The organism is Comamonas testosteroni (assembly GCF_030505195.1).
GTDB lineage: Bacteria > Pseudomonadota > Gammaproteobacteria > Burkholderiales > Burkholderiaceae_C > Comamonas > Comamonas testosteroni_G.
Map to the genome: position 1 here is coordinate 2943389 of NZ_CP129672.1, position 25833 is coordinate 2969221.

A 25833-nucleotide genomic window follows, 5' to 3' on the forward strand; every position below is an offset into this window, starting at 1 on the left:
TATGCTTGTTCTCATCGGTTATATCGTTGCCTTCGGCTGCATCTTCGGCATGTATGTGCTGCACGGCGGCAGCGTGGGCGTTCTTGTCAAGGCGCTGCCGTTCGAGATGGTGACCATTGGCGGTGGCGCTCTGGGCGCTTTCATCGTCAGCAACCAGCCCAAGGTGCTCAAGGCCACTGCCAAGGCGATTCCCTCGGCGCTCAAGCCCTCGCGCTATAACAAGGCGCGCTATATGGAAGTGATGGCGCTTCTGTACGAGCTGCTGCAGAAGGCGCGCAAGGAAGGCCTGATGTCGATCGAGTCCGATGTGGAGGATCCGCAGTCGTCGACGGTGTTTCAGAACTATCCGCAGCTGATGGCCGACCACCATGTCGTCGAGTTCCTCACCGACTATCTGCGCATGATGGTCTCGGGCAATCTGAACTCTCACGAGATTGAAGCGCTGATGGACAGCGAAATCGAAGCCCATCATGCCGAGGCCCATGCGCCGGTGATGGCTCTGAATCGTCTGGCGGGCGCCTTGCCGGCCTTCGGCATTATTGCAGCGGTGCTGGGTGTGGTGAACACCATGGCTTTCGTGGGGCAGCCCCCGGCAGTGCTGGGCGGGATGATTGCCTCGGCGCTGGTGGGTACCTTCCTCGGGATTTTGCTGGCCTATGCGCTGGTGGAGCCTATGGCTGCGCTGTTGGAGCAGCGTGCCCAGGATGCGGCCAAGGAGTTCGAGTGCATCAAGGCGACGCTACTGGCCAGCATGCAGGGCTACAACCCGGGCACGGCCATCGAGTTCGGCCGCAAGGTGCTGTTCTCCACCGAGCGTCCAGGCTTTCTGGAGCTGGAGACGCACGTCAAGGGCAAGAAGTAATGAGTGCTCACTCTCGACATTACCTGGTGATGGAGCGCAGCTATGGCTGACAAGAAGCTGCAGCCCATCATCATCAAGCGCGTCAAGAAGACCGCCCATGCCCACCATGGTGGTGCCTGGAAGATTGCCTATGCCGACTTTGTGACAGCGATGATGGCCTTCTTCCTGCTGATGTGGCTGCTGGGCTCGACCGCTCAGGGCGAGCTGCAGGGGATTGCTGCGTATTTCAATTCGCCGCTGAAGGTGGCCATGTCGGGCGGCAGCGGTGCCGGTAACAGCTCCAGCATCGTGCCGGGGGGCGGCAACGACCTGTCCAAGGTGCACGGCCAGGTGCGCCGCTCCGAGTCCGAAGACAATGCCAACCGTCGCTCCAGCCAGGCCATGGGCCGGGCCGAAGAGTCCGCACGCGATGCACAGCGTCTGCATGCGCTCAAGGCCAAGGTGGACAGCATGATTGCCAACAATGCGCGCCTGAACGAGTATCGCTCGCAGATTCGCACGGAGATCACGCATGACGGCCTGATGATTCAGATCGTTGACGACCAGAACCGCCCCATGTTCGATAGCGGCAGTGCCGTGGTCAAGCCCTATATGCGCGATATCCTGCGCGAGATCGGTGCGGCCATGGGCAATGCGGAAAATCGCATCAGTCTCTCGGGCCACACCGATGCTGCGCCTTACGGCAATGCCGATCGAGGCTATAGCAACTGGGAATTATCGGCCGACCGCGCCAACGCATCGCGCCGCGAGCTGGTGGCAGCCGGAATGCCTCTGGACAAGCTGGCGCGCGTGGTCGGCATGGCCAGCAGTGACCTGCTGCTGCCGGAGGAGCCGCGCGCGGCGCAGAATCGCCGCATCACGATTACCGTGCTGACCAAGGAGGCCGAGCGCCGTGTGCTGGGCAATGACAAGGAGCGCAGCATGGAGCAGGTGACCAGTGCCGAGGAGGCAGCCAGCACGATCAATCAACCCAAGGCCCGGCGCGCAGTACCCAGCGCTGTCGACAAGCAGTCTCTGGATGCCAAGGAAGAGTTTGTTGTAACAAACCCTGAAGTTGCCACGGAGACTGTCGAAAAGCCTGACAATGCACGTCCAATGCCGGGAGGTTGACAAATTGTTACCATCACGGCTGAAAACTTGTTCCCACGCACCTATTCCGACCGAAAGGGCCTCTCGTGGCTAATGCCCTGCGATTTTTGATTGTTGACGACTTCTCCACCATGCGCCGCATCGTGCGCAATCTGCTCAAGGAGAGTGGCTTTGCCGATGCCGATGAAGCTGAAGATGGTGTGGTTGCCATCACCAAGCTGCGTGCTAGCAAGTTCGACTTTGTGGTGACCGACATCAACATGCCGAACATGAACGGCTTTCAGCTGCTCACCGAGATCAAGCAGGATGAAAAGCTCAAGCATCTTCCGGTGCTGATGGTGACTGCTGAAGCCCGCAAGGAAGATATCGTGGCTGCTGCCCAGGGCGGCGCGGCCGGCTATATCGTCAAGCCCTTCACCAAGGCCACTCTGGAAGAGAAGGTCAATCTCATCATCAAGAAACTCGATCTCTGAGCCATGAGCAGCGACCAGGCTTCCGCCAACGTCCACTACAAGATTGGCGTACTCACGCGCCAGTTGCATAACTCGCTCAATGAGCTGGGCTATGCGGACCGTTTGCGCGGCAGTGCGGGGGAGCTTCCCGATGCGCAAAGCCGTCTGTCCTATATCGCCCGTCTGACGGGAGAAGCTGCCAACAAGGTGCTGGGTCAGGTCGAGGTGACGCAGAGCTGCCAGGATGCGCTGGCCGAGCGTACCCGTGCCATGCGTGCAGAACTCATCAAGGATCCTGTGGCTGCGGTGGCCAAGGGGCGCGTGATGAACTATCTGCAGGAGGTGGAGGAAGGTACGGAGCAGACCAATAGCCATCTGACCGAGATCATGATGGCGCAGGACTTCCACGACCTCACCGGTCAGGTGATTGCTCGTGTGGTGGCGCTGGCGGCCGATCTGGAGTCGCAGCTGCTGGAGCTGCTGATCCAGACCTCGCCGGATGCTGAGCAGATGCCGGCCCTGGCGCCCGTGGAAGCCGCGCACCCCAAGCTGGCCGGCCCGGTGGTGGATCCCGAAAACACCACCGACGTGGTGACTTCGCAGTCCCAGGTGGATGATCTGCTGGCCAGTCTTGGCTTTTAAAAAAATAGCTGATTGCGCTTTGCAGATAAGCGCTTGAGCCCGAAAAGCCCGGTCTTTCAATGGATCGGGCTTTTTTATTGGGCGCTGCCAGGAGGGCGGAGCGCAAAAAGCCCGCATGTCATCACAACATGCGGGCAAGCCTTGGAGGGCAATCTGCCTTTTGAGCGGTGTGTGGCGTTGCGCCGATCACACCTGCATATTCATTACATCGGAGTAGGCCTGCACCAGGCGGTTGCGCACATGCAGCGTGGCCTGAAAGCCGATCTGCGATTTTTGCATGGCCACCATGGTCTGCTCAAGGCTGACGGCGGGGTTTTCCAGCTGCACTTCGCGCTGCAGCTGGCCGGAATGGTTTTGAGCGGCGCTCACCGATTGCAGTGCATTTTGCAGGGCCTGACCGAAGCCGCCGGCCACGGGCGCAGTGCCGGCGCTGCCGACCTTGGTGAGCTGGTTGCCCAGTTGGGCGGGGTTGATTGCAGGGATCTTCAGGTCCATATATTTATCCAACTGGCTTGGTGAGTTGGAGGTGATCGTAGGTTTTTCGCTTGATCGCAGACGGGCAATAAGTGGGTGAATCGGCTTGCTTATCGGGGGAACGCCACTGGCCCGAGTCCGAATAATCCACTGGACGCTAGACCTCGTGTGGGGTCTGACACCATGGAATCAAGATGTCTGCTGTAGCTGAAGTACCTGTCCCCAATGCCGTGCCCGGTGCCACGTATGCGCCCCGCCCTGCGCTTGCGCAGCGCTGGAATGCGCTCGACCGTGGTCAACGTCTTCGCTGGGGCGCGCTGGTGGCCCTGGTCGCTGTAGGTCTGGTTGCGGCGGCGGTGTTCTATCGCCAGCCCGATTACAAGCTTCTGTTCTCCAACGTCAGCGACAAGGATGGCGGTGCCATCGTGGCGCAGCTGACGCAGATGAACGTGCCCTACAAGTACAGCGAGGGCGGCGGCGCCATTCTCATTCCTGCAGACCGTGTGCACGATGTTCGCCTGAAGCTGGCCACGCAAGGCCTGCCAAAGGGCTCGGTGACGGGCTTCGAGCTGATGGAGAACAGCAAGTTCGGCATCACCCAGTTTCAGGAACGCCTCAATTTCCAGCGCGGCCTGGAAGGCGAGCTGACCCGCTCCATCCTCGCGCTCAATGCCGTGCAGAGTGCCCGCGTGCATCTGGCCCTGCCCAATCAGAACGGATTTTTTCGCGAGCAGCAAAAGCCTTCGGCTTCCGTGCTGCTGAGCCTGCATCCGGGTCGCATGCTGGACCGTGCGCAGATCGCAGGCATCGTGCATCTGGTGGCCTCCAGCGTGCCAGAGATGGAACCTGCTGCCGTCAGCGTGGTGGACGACACCGGCAAGCTGCTTTCGCAGTCGCCTGACGGCAACGCCGGCGGCGTGGACATGCAGCAGTTCCTCTACACCCAGCAGGTGGAGCAGCAATATGTGCGCCGCATTCTGGACATTCTCGAGCCCGTGGTCGGCAAGAGCAATGTGAAGGCCCAGGTCTCGGCCGAGCTGGATTTCAGCCAGACCGAGTCCACCTCCGAGCAGCATCGTCCCAATCAGTCCACCAACGGCGGGGCCGTTCGCAGCCAGCAGGTGATGGAAACCAATGGCGAGAAGACGGCCACCCCACCGACCGGCGTGCCTGGCGCGACCAGCAACCAGCCACCGCAGAACTCGACTGCGCCCATCAACGGTGCCAATCCTGCGCCGCAGGCCGCCGGTGCAGGCCAAGGCAACGCCCAGGGCAACAAGCGCGAGTCCATCACCAATTACGAAGTGGACAAGACCGTCAAGGTTACACGCGGCAGCACCGGCACCGTCAAGCGCCTGACGGCTGCGGTGGTGGTCAATGCACCGCTGGCCGCTGCGGCAGGTACCGATGCCGCGACAGCGGCAACGGCAGCCGCCGTCAGCTCCGGCCTGCGTCCCCTGACGGCCCAGCAGCAGGAGCAACTGCTCACGCTGGTGCGTGAGACCGTGGGCTATAGCGCCGACCGAGGCGACTCGGTGAATCTGGTCAGCGCTCCCTTCATGGACAGCGGTGCCGCACCGGCCGAGTTGCCGATGTGGAAGGACCCCGAAATTCAGGCCATGGCCAAGAGCCTGGGCGTGCCGATTGCGCTGGCGCTGTTTGGAGCCCTGGTGCTGCTGGGCCTGGTGCGGCCCTTGCTCAAGGGCCGCAATACCAGCCCCGGCGGGCAGCTCAATGCCATTGAAGCCGAGGCGCTGGACAGACCTGCTCTGCCAGCACCGGCGAAGGATCTGTCGCCGACCAAGGAGCAGGAACGACTGGATCAAGCCCGTCATCTGGCCAAGCAGAACCCGATCGCGGTGGCGAACATCGTGAAGACATGGATTAACGGTGAGGGGTGACGAAGTCACCCCCTGAGGCGCGTTGCGCCTTCCCCCTCTCTCTTGGGGAGGGGGGCGATGCCCTCGCTGCGGGGGCGGCCCTTGCTCGGCATCCCTGGCATGGGACGGTTGAATAACTAGTAGAGAGTTTTGAATATGGACGATAGAGGTCTGAACGACGCTGCCATCTTGCTGGTCTCCCTCGGTGAGGAAGAGGCGGCCGAGGTGTTCAAGCACCTCACGCCCAAGGAAGTGCAGAAGCTGGGCGAGACGATTGCCCGCATGCGCGGCGTGACGCGGGAAAAGGTGGATTTCGTGATCGACCGTTTCACCAGCGATGCCGCGTCGCAGAGTCTGCTGGTCGACGATGCCAGCGACTATGTGCGCTCGGTGCTCAAGCGTGCGCTGGGCGATGACAAGGCGGCGCTGCTGATCGACCGCATCATGCAGGGCGGCGATATCTCGGGTATTGAAAGCCTGAAGTGGATGGATCCGCTGTCTGTGGCCGAGCTGCTGCGCGGCGAGCATCCGCAGATCGTGGCGGCAATTCTGGTGCACCTGGAGTATGAGCAGGCCGCTGCCGTGCTGATGCAGTTCCCCGACCGGGCACGTAGCGAGGTCATGCTGCGCGTGGCCACCCTGGAAGGCATCCAGCCCACGGCACTCAAGGACTTGAACGAAGTGCTGTTCAAGGTGCTGGCGGGTGGCGACAAGGTTCGCAAGACCTCGCTGGGCGGCGTCAAGACCGCAGCCGAAATGCTCAATCAGATGGGCGGCAATGCCGATGTGGCGGTGCTCGATACCATCCGCAACTACGACCCCGAGCTGGCGCAGAAGATCATGGACAAGATGTTCGTCTTCGACGACCTGGTCAAGCTCGACGACCGCTCTGTGCAGATGGTGCTGCGCGAGGTGGTATCCGAGACGCTGATCGTGGCGCTCAAGGGCGGCTCCATGGAAGTGCGCGACAAGATCCTGGCCAATATGTCCATGCGTGCGGCCGAGTCGCTGCGCGAGGACCTGGAAGGCCGCGGCCCCATGCGTCTGTCCGAAGTGGAGGCTCAGCAGAAGGAAATCCTCAAGGTCGTGCGTCGTCTGGTCGAAGAAGGCCAGGTAACCATCGGCTCTGGCCCGGAGGACAGCTATGTCTAAGGGCCAGCCTCCGCGCTCGCACTCGCGCTTTATCCCGCAGGAAGAGATCGACGACAGCACCGTGGTGCAATGGCGCTTCGGTGCAGTGGACGCGCAAAGCGGTGGTGTCTTCGCGCCCGCACAGCCGTCGGCCTTCATCCCGGCGGGGACAGAGCACTTCAACGGCTTTTCGCCTTCTCTTGCCCATCAGCTGCAGCCACCGCCAGAGGCGCAGGCTGTGGAGCCGGTGGAGCCAGCCGCCCCGGCTTTCGACGAGGAGCAGCTGCAGCAGATGCTGGATCAGGCGCGCACCGAGGGCCATGCACAGGGCCTGGCCGAAGGCCGCACCCAGACCCAGCAGCAATGGCAGCAGCGCCTGGACGACCATATCAATGGAGCGGGCCGCGAGAGCGTGCAACGTGTCGACGGCGTGTTGCAGGGCCTGGAAGACAACTTCAAACAGCTGCAGTCGGGCATGGCCCAGGAGCTGCTGAATCTGGCCTGCGACATCGCACGTCAGGTGGTGCGCCAGGAGCTGCGCAGCCAGCCTCAGGCTTTGCTGCCCGTGATTCGCGAAGCACTGGACATGCTGGTCGAGGAGAGCCGCCCGGTGACCGTGCGTCTGAACCCCGCGGACTTTGAGCTACTCGACGAAGCCCTGCGTGCCGAGCATGGTGCGCACAGCCGTATCCAGTGGCAGGGCGATGCCTCGATTGCCCCCGGCGATGTCAAGGTGGAGTCGGGCGGTGCCGAGATCGACGGCGGCCTGGACAAGCGCTGGCGCCGTGCCGTGGCGGCTCTGGGCCTGGTCTCCACCTGGTATGACGGAGACAAGGCATGAACCCCTGGCAGCAGTTCATGAGCCAGGCGCGAGCGCGCTATGCCGAGCCTGTGCCGCTGGAATGCCAGGGCCGACTGACCCGGCTGACCGGCATGGTGCTGGAGGCTTCTGGGCTGCGCGTGCCCGTGGGGGCGCAATGCCATATTCATCAGCATGGGCAGGAGCCTGTGCTTGCCGAGGTGGTCGGTTTTGCCGGCGAGCGCGCCTTTCTGATGCCTGCGGGCGATATTCAGGGCCTGTCCAGCGGTGCCATGGTGACGCCGGCAGCTCCCTTTGTTCCCGTGCCCCAGCTGGGCGTGGTGGAGACCGAGAGGATCAGGCAGACCGTGGGCGTGCTGCGCCTGCCCATGGGGGATGGCTTGCTGGGGCGGGTCGTGGATTCGCAAGGCATTGCGCTGGACCATGCGGGCGAGCTGGGTAGCGTGGTGCCCGAGGTGCTCGATCGCAACCCCATCAACGCCATGGACCGTGACCCCGTGCGCGAGTCGCTGGATACCGGTGTCAAGGCGCTGAATTCGCTGCTGACCGTGGGGCGCGGCCAGCGTCTGGGCCTGTTTGCCGGCTCGGGTGTGGGCAAGTCCGTGCTGCTGGGCATGATGGCGCGCTACACCCAGGCCGATGTGATCGTGGTGGGCCTGATCGGCGAGCGTGGCCGCGAGGTCAAGGAATTCGTCGAGGACATTCTGGGTGCCCAGGACCGCAGCCGTGCTGTGGTGGTGGCGGCCCCCGCCGATGCACCGCCGCTGCTGCGCATGCAGGGCGCCAGCTACGCCACGGCGATTGCCGAGCATTTTCGCGACAAGGGCAAGCATGTGCTGCTGCTCATGGACTCCTTGACCCGCTATGCCATGGCCCAGCGCGAAATCGCACTGGCCATCGGTGAGCCGCCGGCCACCAAGGGCTATCCGCCATCGTGCTTTGCCAAGCTGCCCGCGCTGGTGGAGCGCAGCGGCAACGGTCTGCATGGCGTGGGCTCGATCACGGCCTTCTATACCGTGCTGTCCGAGGGGGACGATCAGCAGGACCCGATTGCCGATGCGGCCCGCGCCATTCTCGACGGCCACGTTGTGCTCTCGCGGGCTCTGGCCGAGACCGGGCATTACCCAGCCATCGATATCGAGCAGTCGGCTTCGCGCGTCATGCACAACGTGGTCTCGCGCGAGCATTTCGAGTTGGCACGTCGCTTTCGCGCCGTCTATTCGCGCTATCAGAAGGGGCGTGATCTGGTGCAGGTCGGCGCCTATGTGCCGGGCTCCGATCCGCAACTGGACGAGGCGATTGCGCTGCAGCCCGCCATGACCGGGTTTCTGCAGCAAAGCATGTTTGAAAGCTCCAGCATGGAGCAAAGCCTGGCCGGCATGGCGCAAGCCATGCAGCGGGGCTGAGCATCAACGGGTTAGCCAGAGGGAGAGTCGCAGATGTCGTCCTTGAATGCCTTGAACGTCGCCATTGAAGCCGCAGAACGCAAGCGTGACGCGGCCCGCACCGCCATGCAGGAGCGCCAGCGCGCTCAGCAGGCGGCGCAGGCCCAGATGGATCAGCTGCAGGGCTATGTCCTTGAGATGCAGGCGCGCTGGGGGGCCCAGGAAGGGCTGGCCGTGCAGCCCGAAGTCATGCACCACCAGTATCAGTTCATGGAGCGCCTGCAGCACGCCATCGGCTTGCAGACTCGGGTCGTGGCCGATCAGGACATTCGTCTGGAGACCTCACGTCAAGCCCTGCTGGCGGCGGAGTTGCGCGTGACCAGCCTGCAGAAAGTGGTGCAGGCCCGCAGCCGTGATGTGGCACTGGCCCAGATGCGGCGCGAGCAAAAAGATACCGACGAGCGCGCCACCATGGCATTTTTTCGACGCAGCTTCGGTCTGCAACTCCAGGAGGCCTGAGCATGGCGGAAACCAGAATTGACGGCCCCCGCAGCAGCGAAGCACGCACCGGCAAGGCCATGGCGCAGTCCATGAGCTCGGTCAAAAGCGCTGCGGCTGCGGCAGGCGAGTCCGGCCAGGGATTTTCATCGCTGCTGGCATCGCTGGACGGATTGGTGACTGCAGGTCTGCCGCAGACGGTGTTGCAGACGGCCGAGGTGTCGGACGCGAAGCCGGCACCGGGCGAGCAGGATGCGCTGCTGATCGCTCAAGGCCATGCGCCGTGGATGAGCCTGGTCGGGCAGACCGCGCAGCTGGACGGGCAGGGAGATGCCGATCTGCGCCAGGGCGTGGCCACCGACTTTCTTTCAGGCACAGGCCATGCTGCGCAACTGGCCCATCGCCAGGCTTTGCAGCTCGGGTCGGGGCAGACGCACGCCGCATTCATGGGCAAGGATTTGCAATCAAATCAGGCTCAAACGTATGCAGCACAAGTGCAAGCAGCTATTAATTCTGATGCGGCTGCCTTGCCGCCGCAGCAGGACGCAGCCGCGCAGGGGCAGGACAGCGTGCCGAGCGCGCTGGCTTCGGTGACTGAAGAGGCGCCTGCTGCGCGCCTCGATCCTGCTGTGCACAAGGCGCAGGCCTTGCCGCAGCAGGGCGTCAGCCTGCAGGGCATGACGGCCGTGCAGCCGCAGGCCCTGGAAGGACTCAAGGATTTGCTGCGTGCGGCCCGCTCGCCCCAGCAGGATGAAGCTGCGCCACAGGGCAAGACGGCGGCAGTGCAGGGCGGGGCCGACTTGCAGGCCGCAGCGGCTGCCGTCGGGGCAGCCATGGGGGCGGCGAGCGCGGGTATGCAGGGCGGCGGCCAAAATAGCTCTGACTTCGGCCAGAGCCTGGCGGGGCAGGATGCCGCACCTACAGAGCGTGAGCAGGAAGTGTCCGAGCAGGTGGCCTTCTGGGTGCATCAGAAAACGCAGAATGCCGCGCTGTCAATCCAGCATGAGGGCAAGTCGATCCAGGTCCAGGTGCAACTGAACGGCCAGGAGGCCCATGTGCGCTTTGCTGCGGGCGATGAGCAGGCACGCCAGTTGCTGGCCGACGGCCAGGCTCAGTTGCGCGAGCTTTTACAGGCCCAGGGGCTGAATCTGAGCGGCGTCAGCGTGGATGGCGGCGGTGCCGACGCCCAGTCCGGGGGCGATAGCCAGGGCGAGGACGCCCGGCGCGGCCAGTCCAGGGTGGCCCGAGTCTCGGTCAATGCAGCCGAGCTGCCCATGGGCACCGCCGGAGCGCGCAATGGCGCGCGGCCGGTGCAGTCCGGTGTGGACCTTTTCGTGTAGATGATCAGAGTCGGTTCACGGAAGCGGTGAGCCGGACATGGCGCGAAACCCGGAATGAAGCCGGGTTTCGCGCTTTTATTCGGGCAATGGCCTGCAGGGCGGGCGGCGAATAATTCAGGCGTGGATCTTCCGTGTCGCGGCAATGGCTGCGAGGTGGATGCAGTCCCCCACTCTTGAGGAATACCCGCCGTGTCAGCCAATCCCAATGCCGCCCCTGTCGCACCTGCTCCTGCCAAAAGCAAGAAGCTGATCGTCATCGTGGCCATCGTTGCCGTGCTGGCCATAGTGGCTGCTGCGGCCTATGTGCTGATGATGCAACGCCAGCACAGCAGCGCCGATGGCGAAGAAGAGGTCAGCGCCAAGGCCACAGTGCCCACTTTCCTGCCACTGGACAACATGGTGGCCAATCTGGCTGACCCCGGCGGCGACCGCTTTGTGCAGCTGGGCATCACGCTGGAGCTGGCCGACGAAAAGACGGCTTCCACCGTCAAGCAATACCTGCCCAGCATCCGCAACGGCATTCTGATGCTGGTGTCCCAGCGCACGGCCGACGAGCTGCTGGCGCGCGAGGGCAAGGAAAAGCTGGCCGCCGACATCCTGACCGAGGTCTCGGCGCCGCTGGGCTTCGGCACGGGTGCCAAGAAGCGCTCGCGCGACGACGAGGACGCCGACGAAGACAGCCCGCGTGCCAATCGCAAGGGGCCTGTGCGTCGCGTGCTGTTCTCCAGCTTCATCATTCAGTAAGCAGGGAGGGAGTGCATGAGCGATTCTTTTCTCTCCCAGGAAGAGGTAGATGCTCTTCTTGAAGGCGTTACCGGCGAAAGCCAGCGTTCCGAAGTGGTGGAGGTTGATCTCGGCCAGGTTCGCAGCTACGACATCTCCAGCCAGGAGCGCATCGTGCGTGGGCGCATGCCCACCATGGAAATTGTCAACGAGCGTTTTGCCCGCAATTTCCGCATCGGCCTGTTCAACTTCATCCGTCGCAGCCCCGAGGTTTCCGTCGGCACGGTGACGGTGCAGCGCTACAGCGCCTTCCTGCGCGAGTTGGCTGTTCCCACCAATTTCAACATCATGGCCATTCGTCCGCTGCGCGGCAATGGTCTGATCGTCTGCGATCCCTCGCTGGTGTTCGGCGTGATCGATACGCTGTACGGCGGCACGGGTCGCCTGCAGACCCGCATCGAGGGGCGCGACTTCTCGACCACCGAGCAGCGCGTGATCAACCGCATGGTCAATGTGATCTGCGAGGAATACAAAAAAGCCTGGCATGGCATCTATCCGCTGGAGCTGGTCTATCAGCGCTCGGAAATGCAGCCGCAGTTCGCCAACATCGCCACGCCCAGCGAAATCGTGGTCTCCACGGCGTTTCAGCTTGAGATCGGCGATATCTCGGGCTCCATCCACATCTGCATGCCCTATGCGACGCTGGAGCCGATTCGCGATGTGCTGTATTCCTCCACTCAGGGCGATGCCATCGAAGTGGACCGCCGCTGGGTCAAGGTGCTGACGCGGGAGATTCAGGCCGCCGAGGTCACGCTGGTGGCAGAGCTGGCCCGCGCCGATGCCACGGTGGAGCAGCTGCTGGCCATGCGCCCGGGTGACTTTATCGAGCTCGACCGCGAGCCGCTGATTCGCGCCTCCATCGGTGGGGTGCCGGTTTTCGAGTGCCAGTACGGCACGCACAACGACAAATACGCAATCCGCGTGGAACGCAGCCTGCGCGGCGGCGAGGCCAGCTGGATGGGAGAGAAGCATGGCAATTGACGACAACAACAAGCCCGCGGGTGACGATCCGTTCTCCGGCTGGGCCGAGGCGCTGGAAGAGCAGCGTCAGCATGACCAGGCCGTCGAAGGCCCCGAGCTGTCCGACCAGGGCGGGCCGCTGGCTGGCGACGCCGCTCGCAGCTATGGCGATGTGCCGGTGCACGATATCAACATGGTGCTGGACATTCCGGTTCAGTTGTCCGTGGAGCTGGGCCGCACCAAGGTGCCCATCAAATACATTCTGCAGCTGGCTCAGGGCTCGGTGGTGGAGCTCGATGCGCTGGCCGGCGAACCTATGGACGTGCTGGTCAACGGCTACCTGATTGCCCAGGGCGAGGTGGTGGTGGTCAACGACAAGTTCGGTATCCGTCTGACGGACGTGGTGACACCGTCCGAGCGTCTGCGTCGAGTCAGCCGTGGTTGAGAGCGCGGCCAACTCTGCGGCAGCGACCCCTTCCATGTGGCCTACGCTGCTGCTGGTCATCCTGTTTGTGGCGGTCATGGCGGCGTTGCCCTGGCTGGTGCGTCGTCTGCAGCAAAAAAACCTCCTGCCCCGCGGCATGGGGATGGCCCGTGGTGCCACCTCAGTTCCGGCGCAGGTGCTGAGCACGCTGGCCATTGGCCCGCAGCAGAGGGTGCTGACCGTGCAGTTGGGTGAGGGGGAGCAGGTCGTGCGACTGGTGCTTGGCGTGACGGCGCAGCAGATTCAATGTCTGCATGTGCTGCAAGACCCGTCCGCGTCTTTGCAATCCGCCCGTGCAGCCCATTCACCAGCCGTTTCATCGTTCACCGACTCGCTGATGCGCGCGCAGGCTGACGAAGCGGCCCGGAATTCTGGAAATGTCTAAATTCGTCTCTCGTGCTGCTGCCGCTGTCCTGCTGGCGATGCCCCTGATGGCCGCCGCCCAGGGCGCACCCGCCAGTCTGCCGCTGCTGGTAGGCCAGGGCGCGGGCGGAACCAGCTATTCGGTGCCGATCCAGACACTGCTGTTTTTCACGGCGCTGTCGTTCCTGCCCGCCATCTTGCTGCTGATGACGGGCTTTACCCGCATCGTCATCGTGCTGAGCCTGCTGCGCCAGGCGCTGGGCACGCAGTCCGCCCCGCCCAATCAGGTGGTGATCGGTCTGTCGCTGTTTCTCACCATGTTTGTGATGGGGCCCACGCTGGACAAGGTCTATCAGGACGCCTATCTGCCTTACACGCAAAACAGCATCAGCTTCGAGCAAGCCATGGAAAAAGCCGAAGCCCCCATGCGCGGCTTCATGCTCAAGCAGACGCGCCAGTCGGACTTTGCGCTGTTCAAGCGCCTGGCCAAGCTGGATGCGAATGTCACGGCAGAAACTGCACCTCTGCGTGTGCTGGTGCCGGCCTTTGTGACCAGTGAGCTGAAAACGGCTTTTCAGATCGGCTTCATGATCTTTATTCCGTTTCTGGTCATCGACATGGTGGTGTCTTCCATCCTCATGTCGCTGGGCATGATGATGCTCTCGCCGGTGCTGGTGGCCCTGCCTTTCAAGCTCATGCTGTTTGTGCTGGCCGATGGCTGGAACCTGATCATCGGCTCTCTGGCGGCGAGCTTTGCTGCATGAGATACCCCCTGAGGCGCTTGCCTAGGCGGCCCGCGCCTTCCCCCAAGGGGGACGGCATTCTTGCTGCGAGGCGGCTCTTGCTTAATGCCTCTCACTTAGGTTGCGCTAGTTTCAAGTGCGTTTAATCCTGTCGCTAATGTGGGGAGAAAAACAATGACCTCTCAATTTGTTCTGACCTTTGGCCGCGAGGCGCTGACCTTGCTGCTCATGATCTCCATGCCTGTGCTGGGCGTGGTCATGGGCGTGGGCCTGCTGGTGAGCGTCTTTCAGGCCGTGACCCAGGTGCATGAGGCCACGCTGGCCTTTGTGCCCAAGCTCATCGCTGCCATGCTGGTGTTTGCCGTGGCGGGACCGTGGATGCTGTCCACGCTGGTGGATTTCATTCGTCGCACCATAGAGAGCATTCCAGGTTCGGTGGGATGATTTCCTTTAGCGAAGCCCAGATCGCCGCCTGGCTCTCGCCGCTGATCTGGCCGTTTGTGCGCGTGCTGGCGCTGTTCACCACGGCGCCTGTGTTTTCTCAGAAAGCCATTCCCACGCGACTCAAGGTAGGGCTGGCTTTTCTGGTTGCGCTTTGCGCGCAGCCCGTGCTGGGCGAGCAGACGGTGGTCAGCATTGCCTCGGCCCAGGCGCTGGGCACTCTGGTGCAGCAGGTGGTGGTCGGTCTGTCCGTGGGCTTTGCCGTGCGCCTGGTGATGGCGGCCATCGAAGTCGCCGGTGAAGTGGTGGGTCTGCAGATGGGCTTGAACTTCGCGTCTTTCTTCGATCCGACCAGCAATGCCCAGCTCAGTGCCGTGGCGCGCTTCATGGTGCAGATCGCCACCTTGCTGTTCATCGTCATCAACGGCCATCTGCTGGTACTGATGGCGGTTCTCAAGAGCTTTGAGGCCTTTCCCGTCGATGGCAACTTTCTGCAGGCCATCTCTCAGATGCGGATCCATGAGATGGGCAGCGCCGTTTTTGCCAGCGCTTTCTGGATTGCCCTGCCCATGATTGCCATGCTGATGTTCGTCAATCTGGTGCTGGGCATCATCTCCCGTGTCGCGCCGCAGATGAATATCTATGCCGTGGGCTTTCCTGTCACCTTGACTGTGGGTCTGCTGGGACTGACTGCGACTCTGCCCTTGCTGGAGCAGCCCCTGGTGGCGTTGCTGCAAAAAGGCATGGCAGTCTTCGGAGTTTAGTGTGAATGCTATCTATTTGATAGCTTTATGCGATTTGCAGTAAACGGATAGGTTCGTTTTTGGTCTTGAACGGAAACGCTGCCTCTATGCGGGCGCGCAAGCCAGAGATAGCCAGGCCGCGCATCGCCTGCCGCGCGCTTCAGGGCGTATCAATCAGTCCGTTCTTGATGGCATATGCGGTCAGCTCCGCGTTGCTGCCCATGCCCAGCTTCTCCAGCACCCGTGCACGGTACACGCTCACCGTCTTGGGGCTGAGCATCAACTCCTGCGCAATATCGGTCTGGCGCTGACCGCTGGCAATTTTCAGCAGCGTCTGCATCTCGCGCTCGGACAGGGTTTCATGCGGCACGGGGGCGGCAGGCTGGGCCAGGCTCTCGGCCAGCATCTGGGCCACTTCGGCAGTCAGGTATTTGCGCCCGCTGTGGACGGTGCGTACGGCATCGATCAGCAGCACCGGATCCCCCGCCTTGTTGGCATAGCCGGCCGCGCCGGCCTTGATGCTGCGCAAGGCGTACTGGTCTTCGGGGTACATGGAGACCATGATGACGCGGATCTGCGGATGCGTTTCGCGCACGCTGGCCAGCACTTCCAGGCCGCTGCGGCCCGGCATATTGATGTCCAGCAGCAGCACATCGCAAGTTGCGTCGCGCAGTTGCTCACGCAGTTCGGCATAGCTGCCGGCTTCCGCGGTGACGCTGATGTCCGTCGCCTCCGCCAGGGTGTCGCGTATGCCCCGGCGCAAAATGGCATGGTCGTCGCACAGCACCACGTGAATCAAGGTCGCTCTCCCAGGAAGTCAGATGGCGGACCGGGCAAGCGCTTGGTTGGGCGGCTCATGCCTGGATCTCTGCCAGAGGAATGGTGAGAATGATAGAGGTTCCTAGGCCTGTGTGGCTGCTTACATCCAGCCAGCCTTGAATTGTTCGTGCACGCTCACTTAGTCCTCGAAGTCCGAAAGACTGCGGCTTGTTGCGATCATCCTGGCTCAGGCCTACCCCGTTATCTGTTACTTCCAGTGTCAAAAAACCCTCGTGGTCGGACAAATCCAGCTTCACGTGGCTGGCTTGAGCGTATTTGCTGATATTGGTCAAGGATTCCTGTGCCGTACGGTAGACCACCACCTGTTGCGCGGGTGCTATTTCCATATGCTCACGGCTGGTGTGCAACTGGGCGGGTATGCCTGTGCGGCGCTCGAAGTCCTGGGCCAGCCATTGCACGGCAGCCACCAGTCCCTGGTCCAGAACGGGCGGGCGCAGGTTTTGCATGATGCGTTGGCTGGCACCCAGTGCGTGCTCCAGCATCTCCAGTGCCGATCTGGCATGCTCGCGCTGCTTGCCTTCGGGGCTGTTGCGGATCAGCCAGGCCAGATCGAACTTGACGGCAGTGAGCGAGCCGCCGATGTCATCGTGAATCTCACGCGAGATATTGGCGCGCTCCTGCTCGATGCTGGTGTGCAGATGTTCGGTCAGTTCGGCCAGGCGCTTTTCGGACTCCGCCAGTTGCAATGCGGCGCGACGGCGGGCTTGCCGCGCCTCGTGGACCTCCATGGCGCGCTTGATGACATGGGGCAGGCCGTTGATCTGGTCTTTGAGCAGATAGTCGCTGATGCCCAGCCGCATGATGTCCACGGCGGCGGATTCGCCGATGGCGCCCGACAGCAGCACAAAAGGGGGGGCATCGGAACGGGTTCTCACCAGGTCCCAGACGTCGAGAGCCGTGAAGCCGGGCAGATGATAGTCCGCCAAAATCAGGTCGAAATCCTGTGTCTCCAGGGCGTTGCGTACCTCCTGCAGACTGTCCACGGCCGTGAGCGTGCAGGGCAGCTGCCCGCGCTTGAGGCTCAGGCGTGCCAGAGACTGATCTGCGACAGAGTCTTCAATATGAAGGATTTTCAAGGTCTGATTCCGGAATTGCATATCGCCAAGGACGCTATCATTGGATACATTTTGGAACATCGTGGGTAGTCGTCAATTGTGGCCGTGCGGTCACGGGGCGGGTTACCGGGCGGTTTATTTCGTGGAGCATGGCAGCAGGGCTGTCATGGTGGTTTTACGCAGTTGGAGTAACAATGCAGACGATGCAAAACCCTTCGGGTGTGCCTGCAGTTGCCGTGCCGGTGATGGTGGCTGCGGAGCTGCAGGATGCCTTGCTGGTCACGCTGCGTGATCTGCAGCGTCTTGAAGGGCTGCTGGACCATGCCACGCACAATCTGTTGGAGCGCTTTGAGCAAGTCAACGGGCAATTGTCGCAGCCTGCCTTGCCCGATTCTGCAGCACTGGCTACAGCACGTGAGTCGCTACGGCTGGCGGTGACCGAGCTCCAGTTTCACGATATGTCGTCTCAGCTGATTGCCCATATGGCACATACCTTGCAAGCCTGCGCTTTCAGGCTCGGGGCTGCCGCCATGGGTAGGGACGAGGATGAGGCGGAGTCCGCCATCAGTCTGCCAAACCTGCCCGAAAAGCCCAATCCCGTCACGCAAAGCGAGATGGATGCCGGCTCTGTGGAGCTGTTTTGAACTTCTACCCTATTTTCCGTTGCCCGTCTGTTGGAGCTGTACATGCGATCGATTCTGGCTGTTGATGATTCCCCCTCGATGCGAAAGATGGTGTCTTTCACATTGAGCAGTGCTGGTTTTAAGGTGGTGGAAGCCGTCGACGGTGTGGATGCGCTGGAAAAAGCACAGACGCAAAACATCGATCTGGTGCTGGCCGACCAGAACATGCCGCGCCTGGACGGCATCGGTCTCACGCGCAAACTGCGTGAAAATCCGAAATTCAAGGGCACGCCCATCTTGATACTGACGACGGAATCCAGCGATCTGATGAAGCAGGCGGGCCGGGCCGCAGGTGCCACGGGCTGGCTGGTCAAGCCCTTCGATCCCAATCGATTGATCGAAGTTATTCAAAAAGTGCTGCGTTAAGCCGATAACAACGAATCACAGCAGGAAACACCATGGCGGATACACACCAGGATGGCGCAGGTTCGGGCGCAGACTTCGACCTTAGCCAGTTCTATCAAATCTTTTTCGAGGAAGCGAGCGAGAACCTCGACCAGATGGAGCAGATGCTGCTCAGCCTGGACCTTTCGGCCGCCAACGATGAAGAGCTCAACGGTATTTTCCGCTGCGCCCACTCCATCAAGGGCGGTGCGGCGACCTTCGGCTTCTCGGATGTGACCGAGCTCACGCACCGCATGGAATCCCTGCTGGACCGCTTGCGCCGCCATGAAATCACGCCCATCCCCGAGATGGTCGATGTGCTGCTGGAGTCGGCAGACGCCAGCCGCAGCCTGCTGGCACGTCACCAGTCCGGCGACGAGGGTGAGCCGGTTTCCACTGCTGAACTGGTGGTGCGTATCGAGGCCCTGGCCCAGGGCCTGACCGAAATCCCCCAGGTCAACCGCAGTGCCGCAGCTGCCGAGCCTGTACAGCCAGCTGCCGCTGTTGCCGCGGTGGTGGCGGATACGCCCGCTCAAGCACCGGCCCAGGCGGCAGAGCCAGGCCCTGTGATCGGTACCGAGCCTCCCGAGGGCGCGCGCGAGCTGACGATCGAGATCGGCCCGCTGTCCCGCCTGGAGCTGGGCGACGCCATCAAGGAGCTGTTTCGCGATATTCCAGGCCTGGGCACGATTCAGGACCAGGCCAGCACCAAGGCCGATCACCGTCTGTTCAAGGTCAGGACGGTGTCCACCGATGACGAGCTGCGCGATCTGTTTGTCTTCCATGTCTCCAAGGAGCAGGTGCAGATCAGCGATGCCGCCCAGCCGCAGTCCGCAGCCGAGCCGGTAGTCGAGCCGGAAACCATGGTGGATGAAGAAGCCGCCATGCCGCCCCACAATCTGCCGGCCGAAGAAGCCTACGGCTTTTTTGCGGGCGCACCGGGCAGCCCCGATGCCCAGCAAAATCAGGAGCATGCCGTGCTTGGCGGTGCTGGTGGCGTGGTGCAAAAGGCTGCACCCAAGGCCGCTGCCGCGCATATGGAGTCCACCAGCATCCGCGTGGATGTGAAGAAAGTGGATCAGCTCATCAATCTGGTGGGCGAGTTGGTCATCACCCAGGCCATGCTGGCGCAGAACAGCCAGGGGCTGGATCCGACGACCTATCAACAGCTGCTGGCCGGCCTGGCCGACCTAGATCGCAACACGCGCGACCTGCAAGAGTCCGTGATGTCGATCCGCATGATTCCCATGTCCACCGTGTTCAGCCGCTTCCCGCGCATGCTGCGCGACCTGGCGGGCAAGCTGGGCAAGAAGATCGATCTGGTCACGCTGGGCGAAGCCACCGAGCTGGACAAGGGTTTGGTCGAAAAGATTACCGATCCGCTGACCCATCTGGTGCGCAACAGCGTGGACCACGGCATCGAGATGCCTGAGGACCGCATTGCTGCAGGCAAGTCCGAGCATGGCACGCTGACGCTGGCGGCATCCCATCAGGGTGGCTCGATCGTCATCGAGGTGCGCGACGACGGCAAGGGCATGAATCGCGAGAGGATTCTGACCAAGGCTCGCGAGCGCGGCATGGATGTCTCCGACAGCATGCCCGACAGCGATGTCTGGCAGCTGATCTTTGCGCCGGGCTTTTCTACGGCCGATGTGGTCACCGATGTCTCAGGCCGCGGCGTGGGCATGGACGTGGTCAAGCGAAACATCACCTCGCTGGGCGGCACGGTGGAGATCGAGTCCGTTGCCGGCGTGGGCATGAAGGTGGCGGTGCGCCTGCCGCTGACGCTGGCCATCATGGACGGCATGTCCGTCGGTGTGGGCGAAGAGGTCTATATCCTGCCGCTGTCCTCGGTGGTCGAGTCCTTCCAGGTCAAGGCCGACGATGTCAACACCGTGGCCAATGGCACACAGCTGGTCAAGGTGCGCGACGAATACATGCCGGTGATCGCGCTGGAGCGCACTTTCAAGGTGCCGCGCGCCGATGAAAGCCAGACCAGCAACATCATGGTGGTGGTCGAGGCCGAAGGCAGCCGTGTGGCGCTGCTGGTCGACGAGCTGCTGGGCCAGCACCAGGTGGTGGTGAAGAACCTGGAAAGCAATTACCGCAAGGTGCCCAATGTATCGGGTGCCACCATTTTGGGCGACGGATCCGTGGCGCTGATTCTGGATACGGGCGCTCTGGTGCGCCGTACCCGCCATTGAGGCAGCCAACCCGAACAACGCAGAGAGAGCCGACATGAACATCATCAACAAGACTGCCGAAGGCGTGGCCACCGGGGCCCGCGAATATCTGACCTTCCGCCTGGGCGAGGAGGAATACGGCATCGACATCCTCAAGGTGCAGGAAATCCGCGGCTACGAGCAGCCCACGCGCATTGCCAACGCGCCCGAGTTCATCAAGGGCGTGGTCAATCTGCGCGGCACCATCGTGCCCATCGTGGACATGCGCCTGCGCTTCAACTGCTCCGAAGTGGAGTACAACGCCTTTACCGTGGTCATCATCCTGAACCTGCGCAACCGCGTGGTCGGCATTGTGGTGGACTCGGTCAGCGATGTGATGGAGCTGCCCGCAGATGCCGTGCGTCCTGCACCCGATATCGAAAGCGCCATCGACAGTGGCTGCATTCTGGGTCTGGGTTCGGTGGGCGAGCGCATGCTGATCCTGCTGGACATCGAGAAGCTCATGGGCAATGTCGACATGGGCCTTGTGGCCTCCGAAGCCTGAGCGCGCCAGAGGTCTGTGTGCTGAACCTGGGACGTCATACTTCATTCGCAGCCTCTCCTGCCAGGCCTGAGCAGGATGAGGAGGCGCTGCCGGGCGGCATGTCCGGCCCGCTGGCTCAGGGGCGCGAGTTCGTCTGGTCCAATCGCGACTTTGCCCGTGTGCAGGCCCTGATCTACAAGCGTGCCGGCATCAGCTTGCATGATGGCAAGCACGCCATGGTCTATAGCCGTTTGTCGCGCCGCCTGCGCGAGACCGGGCATGAGAGCTTTGTCAGCTATCTGGATTGGCTGGAGAGCATCAATGACGGGCCCGAATGGCAGGAATTCGTCAACGCGCTCACCACGAATCTGACCTCGTTCTTCCGCGAACAGCATCACTTCGACATCCTGGCTCAGCATCTGCGCAGCCACAAGCCCGGCGGCAATGGCTGGAAGGTGTGGTGCAGCGCGGCCTCCACGGGAGAGGAGCCTTATTCCATCCTGATGACGGCCGTGGAGAGTCTTGGCGCCTCGGCCAGTTTTCAGCTCATGGCCAGTGATATCGACTCGCGCGTGCTGGAAACCGCCTCGCGCGGCGTCTACCGGGCAGAGAACCTCAAGGGCGTGAGCACCGAGCGGCTGCACCGCTTTTTTCTGCGCGGGCGCTCGGCCAACTCCGGCATGGTGCGGGTCAAGCCGGAGCTGCGCCGCATGGTGGACTTTCTCAACGTCAACCTCATTGCCGGCGATTGGCCGTTCCGGGAGACCTTCGACATCGTCTTCTGCCGCAATGTGATGATTTATTTCGACGCATCGACCCAGCGTCGCGTGCTGGAGCGCATCCATCAGGTGATGCGCCCGGGTGGGCTGCTGTTCGTCGGTCATGCCGAGAACTTCAGCGATTCGCGCGATCTGTTCGCGCTCAAGGGCAAGACCGTCTATGAGCGCCAATGAAGCTGAAGGGCAGGGCCGCAAGTCATGAGGAATCTGAGCTCTCCGCTGGATCTGCCAGGTGCTGGCGCTGCCAGACCCCTGCGCGGCAACAGCTTCGTGCCCCAGGGCTATCCTGATCCTGCCATGCCGGCGCCGGTTTCATCGCTGGAGCAGCTCAAGCGCCAGCCGCGCCAGCCCGGCGAGGCCTCGTTCTTCTATTACGACCCGCACTTCCAGCTCAATTCGGCCAAGGTGCTGCCGGGCGAGTATTTTGTCTCGCGCGACGAGATGGCCATCGTCACCGTGCTGGGCTCCTGCATCGCCGCCTGTCTCTGGGATCGCTTCATGCGCATCGGCGGCATGAACCACTTCATGCTGCCCGACGGCGACAGCAGCGATGTCTCGGGGCGCTATGGCTCCTACGCCATGGAGCTGCTGATCAACGAAATGCTCAAGCTGGGGGCGCGGCGCGAATCCATGCAGGCCAAGATTTTTGGCGGCGCCCAGGTCATGGCCAATTTCACGACCATGAATGTGGGCGAGCGCAACACCAGTTTTGTGACAGAGTATCTGCAAACCGAGCGCATTCCCATCGTCTCCGAGGACGTGCTGGACATCTATCCGCGCAAGGTGGTGTTTTTTCCATCCACGGGCAAGGCCATGGTCAAGCGCCTGGCACACGCCCATCCTGAGGCATTGGTGCAGCAGGAAATCACTCGCGGCAACGCGGCTGCGGTGGCACGCAATACAGCGGGCGGCTCGGTGGATCTGTTTTGAGGAAGGTTGAGCGTTGTTAAAGCCAAAAATCCGGGTGATCGTGGTGGACGATTCTGCGCTGGTGCGCAGTCTTCTGGCCGAGATCATCAACCGCCAGCATGACATGGAGTGCATCGGCTCGGCCAATGATCCGTTGATTGCTCGTGAAATGATCCGCGATCTGAACCCCGACGTGATCACGCTGGATGTGGAAATGCCCCGCATGGACGGCATCGATTTCCTCGGGCGGCTCATGCGCCTGCGTCCCATGCCGGTGGTGATGATCTCCACGCTGACCGAACGCGGTGCCGAAGTCACCATGCGCGCCCTGGAGTTGGGCGCCATCGATTTTGTGGCCAAGCCCCGCGTCGGTGTGGCCAACGGCCTGCAGGAGCTGGCCAGCCAGATCGTGGACAAGATCCGCGTGGCTGCCGTGGCCCAGGTGCATCGCCTGCCGGTGGTGCCGCATGGCGTGGCAGCGGCAGCGAGTGCGGGTGCCAAGCCTGCTGCGCCCCGTGCGCCGGCGGCACCCAGCCTGCTGGGCCGCATCTCGACCGAAAAAATCATCGCCATCGGCGCTTCCACAGGTGGCACCGAGGCGATCCGTGAAGTGCTCACGCATTTGCCGGCCGACTGCCCGGCCATCGTCATCACCCAGCACATGCCCCCTGGCTTCACCACCAGTTTTGCGGCGCGCCTCAACAGCCTGTGCCAGATGACGGTCAAGGAGGCCACGCACGGCGAACGCTTGCTGCCCGGTCACGCCTATATCGCACCCGGCGGCAAGCATTTCTCCATCACGCGCAGCGGCGCCAACTATGTGGCCGTGGTCGATGATGCGCCGCCTGTCAACCGCCACAAGCCCTCGGTCGAGGTGCTGTTCAAGTCCGTGTCCGCCAGCGCCGGGCGCAATGCCTACGGCATCATGCTCACCGGCATGGGTGCCGATGGTGCCACCGCCATGCGCGAGATGCGTGATGCCGGCAGCTACAACCTGGTGCAGGACGAGAGCACCTGCATCGTCTTCGGCATGCCCCGCGAAGCCATTGCCCATGGTGCGGCCGACGAGGTGCTGCCACTGCCGCAAATCGCCCATGCCCTGCTGACCAAGCTGCGCGGTAGCTCGGATCAGGTGCACCACCGTATCTGAGGTTGCATAAAAAAGAGAGCGCCTTGCGCTTGTCAGGTAAAGATTTCAGGCTTGTAGAGCTTTGAAATCAAGAGCTGACAGGGGCAAGGCGCTCTTTTATTTGAAGGCTTGATTATGCGGACAGCGAGGTCCAGCGCTCCAGCGCCTCCATCAGCGCTTCATCGATTTCCGCGTCGCGCTGGTGCATGGCAACGGCCTTGGCGTTGTCGCTGGCAAACAGGCTACCGTCGGCCAGCGCTTGCTGGATCTGCTTTTGCTCGGCCTCCAGGGCGGCAATCGTGGCCGGCAGGGCTTCCAGCTCGCGCTGATCCTTGTAGCTGAGCTTCTTCTTGGAGCTGGCCGCAGCTTCGGTGCGGCTTGCGACGGGCTTGGGTTCCTCCTTGGGGGCGGACCTGGTCTGCGCGGCTTCGGCCATGGCCTTGCTGCGGCGCGACTGCTCCATCCAGTCCGTCACGCCACCTTCGTATTCACGCCAGTGGCCGGGGCCTTCCCAGGCGATCGTGCTGGTGACCACGTTGTCGAGGAACGTGCGGTCGTGGCTGACCAGAAAGACCGTGCCGTCATAGCTTTGCAGCAGGTCTTCCAGCATGTCCAGCGTCTCGATGTCCAGGTCGTTGGTCGGCTCGTCCAGTACCAGGACATTGGCCGGTCGCGCAAACAGGCGGGCCAGCAGCAAGCGGTTGCGCTCACCGCCAGACAGCGATCGGACCGGGGAATGCGCACGCGCCGGAGAGAACAGAAAGTCCGCCAGATAGCTCTTGACATGCTTTTTCTGGCTGCCGATCTCGATCCACTCGCTGCCGGGGCTGATGAAGTCCTCCAGCGTGGCATCCAGATTCACCTGATGGCGCATCTGGTCAAAGTAGGCCACCTGCAGATTGCCGCCCAGGCGCACCTGACCGCTGTCCGGAGCCAGCTCGCCCAGAATCATCTTCAGCAGTGTTGTCTTGCCTGCGCCATTGGGGCCCAGCAAGCCAACCTTGTCACCGCGCAAAATGGTGCCGCTGAACCCTTCGACGATCTTCTTCTCGCCAAAGGACTTGCTGACATCGGTCAGCTCGGCCACGATCTTGCCCTGATAGCCGTCACCCTTGCCGGATGCGATATCCATGTTCACGCTGCCCAGGACATCACGGCGCTGGGCATGGTTGGCACGCAATTCCTGCAGACGGCTGATGCGGCTCTGGCTGCGGGTGCGACGGGCTTCCACGCCCTTGCGAATCCAGACCTCTTCCTGGGCCAGCAGCTTGTCCGCCTTGGCGTTGATGACGGCTTCTTGGTTGAGCTGCTCTTCCTTTTGCAGCACGTACTGGGAGAAGTTGCCCGGGTAAGTGCGCAGAACGCCCCGATCCAGTTCCACGATGCGGGTGGCAATACGGTCCAGAAAGCTGCGGTCGTGGGTGATCGTGATCACGCTGCCCTTGAAGGCAATCAACAACTCCTCCAGCCACTCGATGGAGTCCAGGTCCAGGTGGTTGGTCGGCTCGTCGAGCAGCAGGACATCGGGGCGGGCCACCAGAGCCTGGGCCAGCGCCACGCGCTTGCGGGTGCCACCGGACAAGCTGCCTACCAGGGCATTCGGGTCCAGATGCAGGCGCTGCAATGTTTCCTCTACGCGCTGCTCCCAGTTCCAGGCGTCATAGGACTCGATCTGCGTCTGCAGCTCGTCCAGATCCTCGCCCTCGCCGCCGGCCAGATAGCGCTCACGAATCGCAATCACCGCCGCAATGCCGTCAGATGCCGACTCGAAAATGGTGTGCGCAGGGTTCAGATCGGGCTCCTGCGCCACATAGGTGATGCGGACCCCGTTCTGCACCTGGAGCTGGCCGTCATCGGCCTTTGCCAGGCCGCCCAGAATCTTGAGCAGCGAAGACTTGCCGGCGCCGTTGCGGCCGATCAGGCCGACGCGCTCGCCAGTTTCCAGGGAAAAATTTGCGTGGTCTAAAAGAGCCACGTGCCCGAACGCCAATTGAGCGTCTAACAAAGTAATCAGTGCCATCGTGCCAGCATTATCGTTGGCCGCCATAGAGACAGCGGCCGTAAGGCCGCTGTCTCTATCTCTGTCTAAGGACACAGCCCAGGCAAAGACCACGCTGGCAGATGAATCTTTTGTGTCAGAAGCGGCGTGGCTAGGGTTTTTCCTATGCTATAGTTCGATCCATCGCAGCAAACGACTGCCTCGCAAAACTTCAAAAGTTCTTGTGCAGCGCCTCGAAAGTTGTGATACACTACAAGGC

At 62.3% G+C, this 25833-nt stretch carries 28 protein-coding genes; 24 read left to right on the forward strand and 4 right to left on the reverse strand.

The window, feature by feature from the left end:
- Nucleotide 1 precedes the first annotated feature (1 nt).
- The 4 genes from motA (at nucleotide 2) to QYQ99_RS13500 (ending at nucleotide 3045) form a co-directional block, all read left to right on the forward strand.
- A complete protein-coding gene (motA, locus tag QYQ99_RS13485; RefSeq protein ID WP_302093069.1) occupies nucleotides 2-862 on the forward strand; it encodes a flagellar motor stator protein MotA in 861 nt (286 codons plus the stop codon).
- Nucleotides 863-904: 42 nt separating this feature from the next.
- Nucleotides 905-1972: a flagellar motor protein MotB gene (gene motB, locus QYQ99_RS13490; RefSeq protein WP_302093070.1), complete on the forward strand. Its 1068-nt coding sequence runs from the start codon at nucleotides 905-907 to the stop codon at nucleotides 1970-1972.
- A 65-nt stretch (nucleotides 1973-2037) separates the two neighbouring features.
- On the forward strand, nucleotides 2038-2424 hold the full coding sequence (gene cheY, locus QYQ99_RS13495) for a chemotaxis response regulator CheY (protein WP_003059161.1): 387 nt from the start codon (nucleotides 2038-2040) through the stop codon (nucleotides 2422-2424).
- Nucleotides 2425-2427: 3 nt separating this feature from the next.
- On the forward strand, nucleotides 2428-3045 hold the full coding sequence (locus tag QYQ99_RS13500) for a protein phosphatase CheZ (RefSeq protein ID WP_302093071.1): 618 nt from the start codon (nucleotides 2428-2430) through the stop codon (nucleotides 3043-3045).
- Between the two features lie 186 nt (nucleotides 3046-3231).
- Here QYQ99_RS13500 and fliE read toward each other — a convergent pair whose 3' ends face one another.
- Nucleotides 3232-3540 (reverse strand): flagellar hook-basal body complex protein FliE, encoded by a 309-nt coding sequence (gene fliE / locus QYQ99_RS13505; protein WP_003065477.1) that lies wholly within the window; start codon nucleotides 3538-3540, stop codon nucleotides 3232-3234.
- A 173-nt stretch (nucleotides 3541-3713) separates the two neighbouring features.
- On the opposite strand from fliE, the gene fliF reads away from it, so the two are divergent.
- From fliF to fliR, 13 genes are all read left to right on the forward strand, one after another.
- Nucleotides 3714-5420 carry a flagellar basal-body MS-ring/collar protein FliF gene (gene fliF, locus QYQ99_RS13510; protein ID WP_302093072.1) on the forward strand — a complete coding sequence of 569 codons (1707 nt, stop codon included), beginning with the start codon at nucleotides 3714-3716 and terminating at the stop codon, nucleotides 5418-5420.
- Between the two features lie 135 nt (nucleotides 5421-5555).
- Nucleotides 5556-6551 (forward strand): flagellar motor switch protein FliG, encoded by a 996-nt coding sequence (fliG, locus tag QYQ99_RS13515; RefSeq protein ID WP_302093073.1) that lies wholly within the window; start codon nucleotides 5556-5558, stop codon nucleotides 6549-6551.
- On the forward strand, nucleotides 6544-7371 hold the full coding sequence (locus tag QYQ99_RS13520) for a FliH/SctL family protein (protein ID WP_302093074.1): 828 nt from the start codon (nucleotides 6544-6546) through the stop codon (nucleotides 7369-7371). Before fliG ends, QYQ99_RS13520 begins: the two co-directional genes overlap by 8 nt.
- Nucleotides 7368-8756 (forward strand): flagellar protein export ATPase FliI, encoded by a 1389-nt coding sequence (fliI, locus tag QYQ99_RS13525; protein ID WP_302093075.1) that lies wholly within the window; start codon nucleotides 7368-7370, stop codon nucleotides 8754-8756. Before QYQ99_RS13520 ends, fliI begins: the two co-directional genes overlap by 4 nt.
- Before the next feature lie 33 nt (nucleotides 8757-8789).
- Nucleotides 8790-9254 (forward strand): flagellar export protein FliJ, encoded by a 465-nt coding sequence (gene fliJ / locus QYQ99_RS13530; protein WP_302093076.1) that lies wholly within the window; start codon nucleotides 8790-8792, stop codon nucleotides 9252-9254.
- A 2-nt stretch (nucleotides 9255-9256) separates the two neighbouring features.
- The gene (locus QYQ99_RS13535; RefSeq protein WP_302093077.1) at nucleotides 9257-10573 is read left to right on the forward strand and encodes a flagellar hook-length control protein FliK; all 1317 of its coding nucleotides are present in this window, start codon (nucleotides 9257-9259) and stop codon (nucleotides 10571-10573) included.
- A 189-nt stretch (nucleotides 10574-10762) separates the two neighbouring features.
- Nucleotides 10763-11317, forward strand: a complete 555-nt coding sequence (locus QYQ99_RS13540; RefSeq protein WP_302093078.1) for a flagellar basal body-associated FliL family protein — start codon at nucleotides 10763-10765, stop codon at nucleotides 11315-11317.
- 15 nt (nucleotides 11318-11332) lie between these two features.
- A complete protein-coding gene (gene fliM / locus QYQ99_RS13545; protein WP_302088675.1) occupies nucleotides 11333-12337 on the forward strand; it encodes a flagellar motor switch protein FliM in 1005 nt (334 codons plus the stop codon).
- Complete coding sequence (fliN, locus tag QYQ99_RS13550; protein WP_003077935.1) at nucleotides 12327-12761, forward strand: flagellar motor switch protein FliN; 435 nt, start codon at nucleotides 12327-12329, stop codon at nucleotides 12759-12761. The genes fliM and fliN overlap by 11 nt, the downstream gene beginning before the upstream one ends.
- A 34-nt stretch (nucleotides 12762-12795) precedes the next feature.
- Entirely contained in the window at nucleotides 12796-13185 is a 390-nt protein-coding gene (locus QYQ99_RS13555) for a FliO/MopB family protein (RefSeq protein ID WP_302093173.1), read from the forward strand.
- Entirely contained in the window at nucleotides 13178-13927 is a 750-nt protein-coding gene (gene fliP / locus QYQ99_RS13560; RefSeq protein WP_409811469.1) for a flagellar type III secretion system pore protein FliP, read from the forward strand. The genes QYQ99_RS13555 and fliP overlap by 8 nt, the downstream gene beginning before the upstream one ends.
- A 153-nt stretch (nucleotides 13928-14080) precedes the next feature.
- Nucleotides 14081-14350: a flagellar biosynthesis protein FliQ gene (gene fliQ / locus QYQ99_RS13565; RefSeq protein WP_302088676.1), complete on the forward strand. Its 270-nt coding sequence runs from the start codon at nucleotides 14081-14083 to the stop codon at nucleotides 14348-14350.
- On the forward strand, nucleotides 14347-15111 hold the full coding sequence (fliR, locus tag QYQ99_RS13570) for a flagellar biosynthetic protein FliR (RefSeq protein ID WP_302088677.1): 765 nt from the start codon (nucleotides 14347-14349) through the stop codon (nucleotides 15109-15111). Before fliQ ends, fliR begins: the two co-directional genes overlap by 4 nt.
- 139 nt (nucleotides 15112-15250) lie before the next feature.
- Here fliR and QYQ99_RS13575 read toward each other — a convergent pair whose 3' ends face one another.
- Both QYQ99_RS13575 and QYQ99_RS13580 read right to left on the reverse strand, forming a co-directional pair.
- On the reverse strand, nucleotides 15251-15889 hold the full coding sequence (locus QYQ99_RS13575) for a response regulator (protein WP_301444783.1): 639 nt from the start codon (nucleotides 15887-15889) through the stop codon (nucleotides 15251-15253).
- Between the two features lie 55 nt (nucleotides 15890-15944).
- Nucleotides 15945-17066, reverse strand: a complete 1122-nt coding sequence (locus tag QYQ99_RS13580; protein ID WP_302088678.1) for a hybrid sensor histidine kinase/response regulator — start codon at nucleotides 17064-17066, stop codon at nucleotides 15945-15947.
- 113 nt (nucleotides 17067-17179) lie between these two features.
- Here QYQ99_RS13580 and QYQ99_RS13585 point away from each other — a divergent pair, with 113 nt between their 5' ends.
- From QYQ99_RS13585 to QYQ99_RS13615, 7 genes are read left to right on the forward strand one after another with little or no spacing between them, the layout of a single operon-like run.
- A complete protein-coding gene (locus tag QYQ99_RS13585) occupies nucleotides 17180-17629 on the forward strand; it encodes a hypothetical protein (RefSeq protein ID WP_003065446.1) in 450 nt (149 codons plus the stop codon).
- Between the two features lie 42 nt (nucleotides 17630-17671).
- Nucleotides 17672-18034 carry a response regulator gene (locus QYQ99_RS13590; protein WP_302088679.1) on the forward strand — a complete coding sequence of 121 codons (363 nt, stop codon included), beginning with the start codon at nucleotides 17672-17674 and terminating at the stop codon, nucleotides 18032-18034.
- A gap of 32 nt (nucleotides 18035-18066) precedes the next feature.
- Entirely contained in the window at nucleotides 18067-20256 is a 2190-nt protein-coding gene (locus QYQ99_RS13595) for a chemotaxis protein CheW (protein WP_302088680.1), read from the forward strand.
- A gap of 34 nt (nucleotides 20257-20290) precedes the next feature.
- The gene (locus QYQ99_RS13600) at nucleotides 20291-20779 is read left to right on the forward strand and encodes a chemotaxis protein CheW (RefSeq protein ID WP_003077929.1); all 489 of its coding nucleotides are present in this window, start codon (nucleotides 20291-20293) and stop codon (nucleotides 20777-20779) included.
- Nucleotides 20780-20796: 17 nt separating this feature from the next.
- Nucleotides 20797-21711, forward strand: a complete 915-nt coding sequence (locus QYQ99_RS13605; protein WP_302088681.1) for a CheR family methyltransferase — start codon at nucleotides 20797-20799, stop codon at nucleotides 21709-21711.
- A gap of 24 nt (nucleotides 21712-21735) precedes the next feature.
- A complete protein-coding gene (gene cheD, locus QYQ99_RS13610; RefSeq protein WP_012836880.1) occupies nucleotides 21736-22467 on the forward strand; it encodes a chemoreceptor glutamine deamidase CheD in 732 nt (243 codons plus the stop codon).
- Nucleotides 22468-22480: 13 nt separating this feature from the next.
- Nucleotides 22481-23596, forward strand: a complete 1116-nt coding sequence (locus QYQ99_RS13615; RefSeq protein WP_302088682.1) for a protein-glutamate methylesterase/protein-glutamine glutaminase — start codon at nucleotides 22481-22483, stop codon at nucleotides 23594-23596.
- Nucleotides 23597-23708: 112 nt separating this feature from the next.
- Here QYQ99_RS13615 and QYQ99_RS13620 read toward each other — a convergent pair whose 3' ends face one another.
- Complete coding sequence (locus tag QYQ99_RS13620) at nucleotides 23709-25595, reverse strand: ATP-binding cassette domain-containing protein (protein WP_302088683.1); 1887 nt, start codon at nucleotides 25593-25595, stop codon at nucleotides 23709-23711.
- Between the last annotated feature and the right edge of the window lie 238 nt (nucleotides 25596-25833).

Excerpts from the sequence above, each read along its gene's own strand:
- fliI (WP_302093075.1), top strand. The coding sequence starts at position 7,368 with ATGAACCCCTGGCAGCAGTTCATGAGCCAGGCGCGAGCGCGCTATGCC.
- QYQ99_RS13580 (WP_302088678.1), bottom strand. The coding sequence starts at position 17,066 with ATGTTCCAAAATGTATCCAATGATAGCGTCCTTGGCGATATGCAATTC.
- motA (WP_302093069.1), top strand. The coding sequence starts at position 2 with ATGCTTGTTCTCATCGGTTATATCGTTGCCTTCGGCTGCATCTTCGGC.
- QYQ99_RS13500 (WP_302093071.1), top strand. The coding sequence starts at position 2,428 with ATGAGCAGCGACCAGGCTTCCGCCAACGTCCACTACAAGATTGGCGTA.
- fliQ (WP_302088676.1), top strand. The coding sequence starts at position 14,081 with ATGACCTCTCAATTTGTTCTGACCTTTGGCCGCGAGGCGCTGACCTTG.
- QYQ99_RS13595 (WP_302088680.1), top strand. The coding sequence starts at position 18,067 with ATGGCGGATACACACCAGGATGGCGCAGGTTCGGGCGCAGACTTCGAC.
- motB (WP_302093070.1), top strand. The coding sequence starts at position 905 with ATGGCTGACAAGAAGCTGCAGCCCATCATCATCAAGCGCGTCAAGAAG.
- QYQ99_RS13520 (WP_302093074.1), top strand. The coding sequence starts at position 6,544 with ATGTCTAAGGGCCAGCCTCCGCGCTCGCACTCGCGCTTTATCCCGCAG.
- fliM (WP_302088675.1), top strand. The coding sequence starts at position 11,333 with ATGAGCGATTCTTTTCTCTCCCAGGAAGAGGTAGATGCTCTTCTTGAA.
- QYQ99_RS13555 (WP_302093173.1), top strand. The coding sequence starts at position 12,796 with ATGTGGCCTACGCTGCTGCTGGTCATCCTGTTTGTGGCGGTCATGGCG.
- fliR (WP_302088677.1), top strand. The coding sequence starts at position 14,347 with ATGATTTCCTTTAGCGAAGCCCAGATCGCCGCCTGGCTCTCGCCGCTG.
- fliE (WP_003065477.1), bottom strand. The coding sequence starts at position 3,540 with ATGGACCTGAAGATCCCTGCAATCAACCCCGCCCAACTGGGCAACCAG.
- QYQ99_RS13620 (WP_302088683.1), bottom strand. The coding sequence starts at position 25,595 with ATGGCACTGATTACTTTGTTAGACGCTCAATTGGCGTTCGGGCACGTG.
- fliP (WP_409811469.1), top strand. The coding sequence starts at position 13,178 with ATGTCTAAATTCGTCTCTCGTGCTGCTGCCGCTGTCCTGCTGGCGATG.
- fliF (WP_302093072.1), top strand. The coding sequence starts at position 3,714 with ATGTCTGCTGTAGCTGAAGTACCTGTCCCCAATGCCGTGCCCGGTGCC.
- QYQ99_RS13590 (WP_302088679.1), top strand. The coding sequence starts at position 17,672 with ATGCGATCGATTCTGGCTGTTGATGATTCCCCCTCGATGCGAAAGATG.
- QYQ99_RS13535 (WP_302093077.1), top strand. The coding sequence starts at position 9,257 with ATGGCGGAAACCAGAATTGACGGCCCCCGCAGCAGCGAAGCACGCACC.
- QYQ99_RS13585 (WP_003065446.1), top strand. The coding sequence starts at position 17,180 with ATGCAGACGATGCAAAACCCTTCGGGTGTGCCTGCAGTTGCCGTGCCG.
- fliG (WP_302093073.1), top strand. The coding sequence starts at position 5,556 with ATGGACGATAGAGGTCTGAACGACGCTGCCATCTTGCTGGTCTCCCTC.
- QYQ99_RS13600 (WP_003077929.1), top strand. The coding sequence starts at position 20,291 with ATGAACATCATCAACAAGACTGCCGAAGGCGTGGCCACCGGGGCCCGC.
- cheD (WP_012836880.1), top strand. The coding sequence starts at position 21,736 with ATGAGGAATCTGAGCTCTCCGCTGGATCTGCCAGGTGCTGGCGCTGCC.
- fliN (WP_003077935.1), top strand. The coding sequence starts at position 12,327 with ATGGCAATTGACGACAACAACAAGCCCGCGGGTGACGATCCGTTCTCC.
- fliJ (WP_302093076.1), top strand. The coding sequence starts at position 8,790 with ATGTCGTCCTTGAATGCCTTGAACGTCGCCATTGAAGCCGCAGAACGC.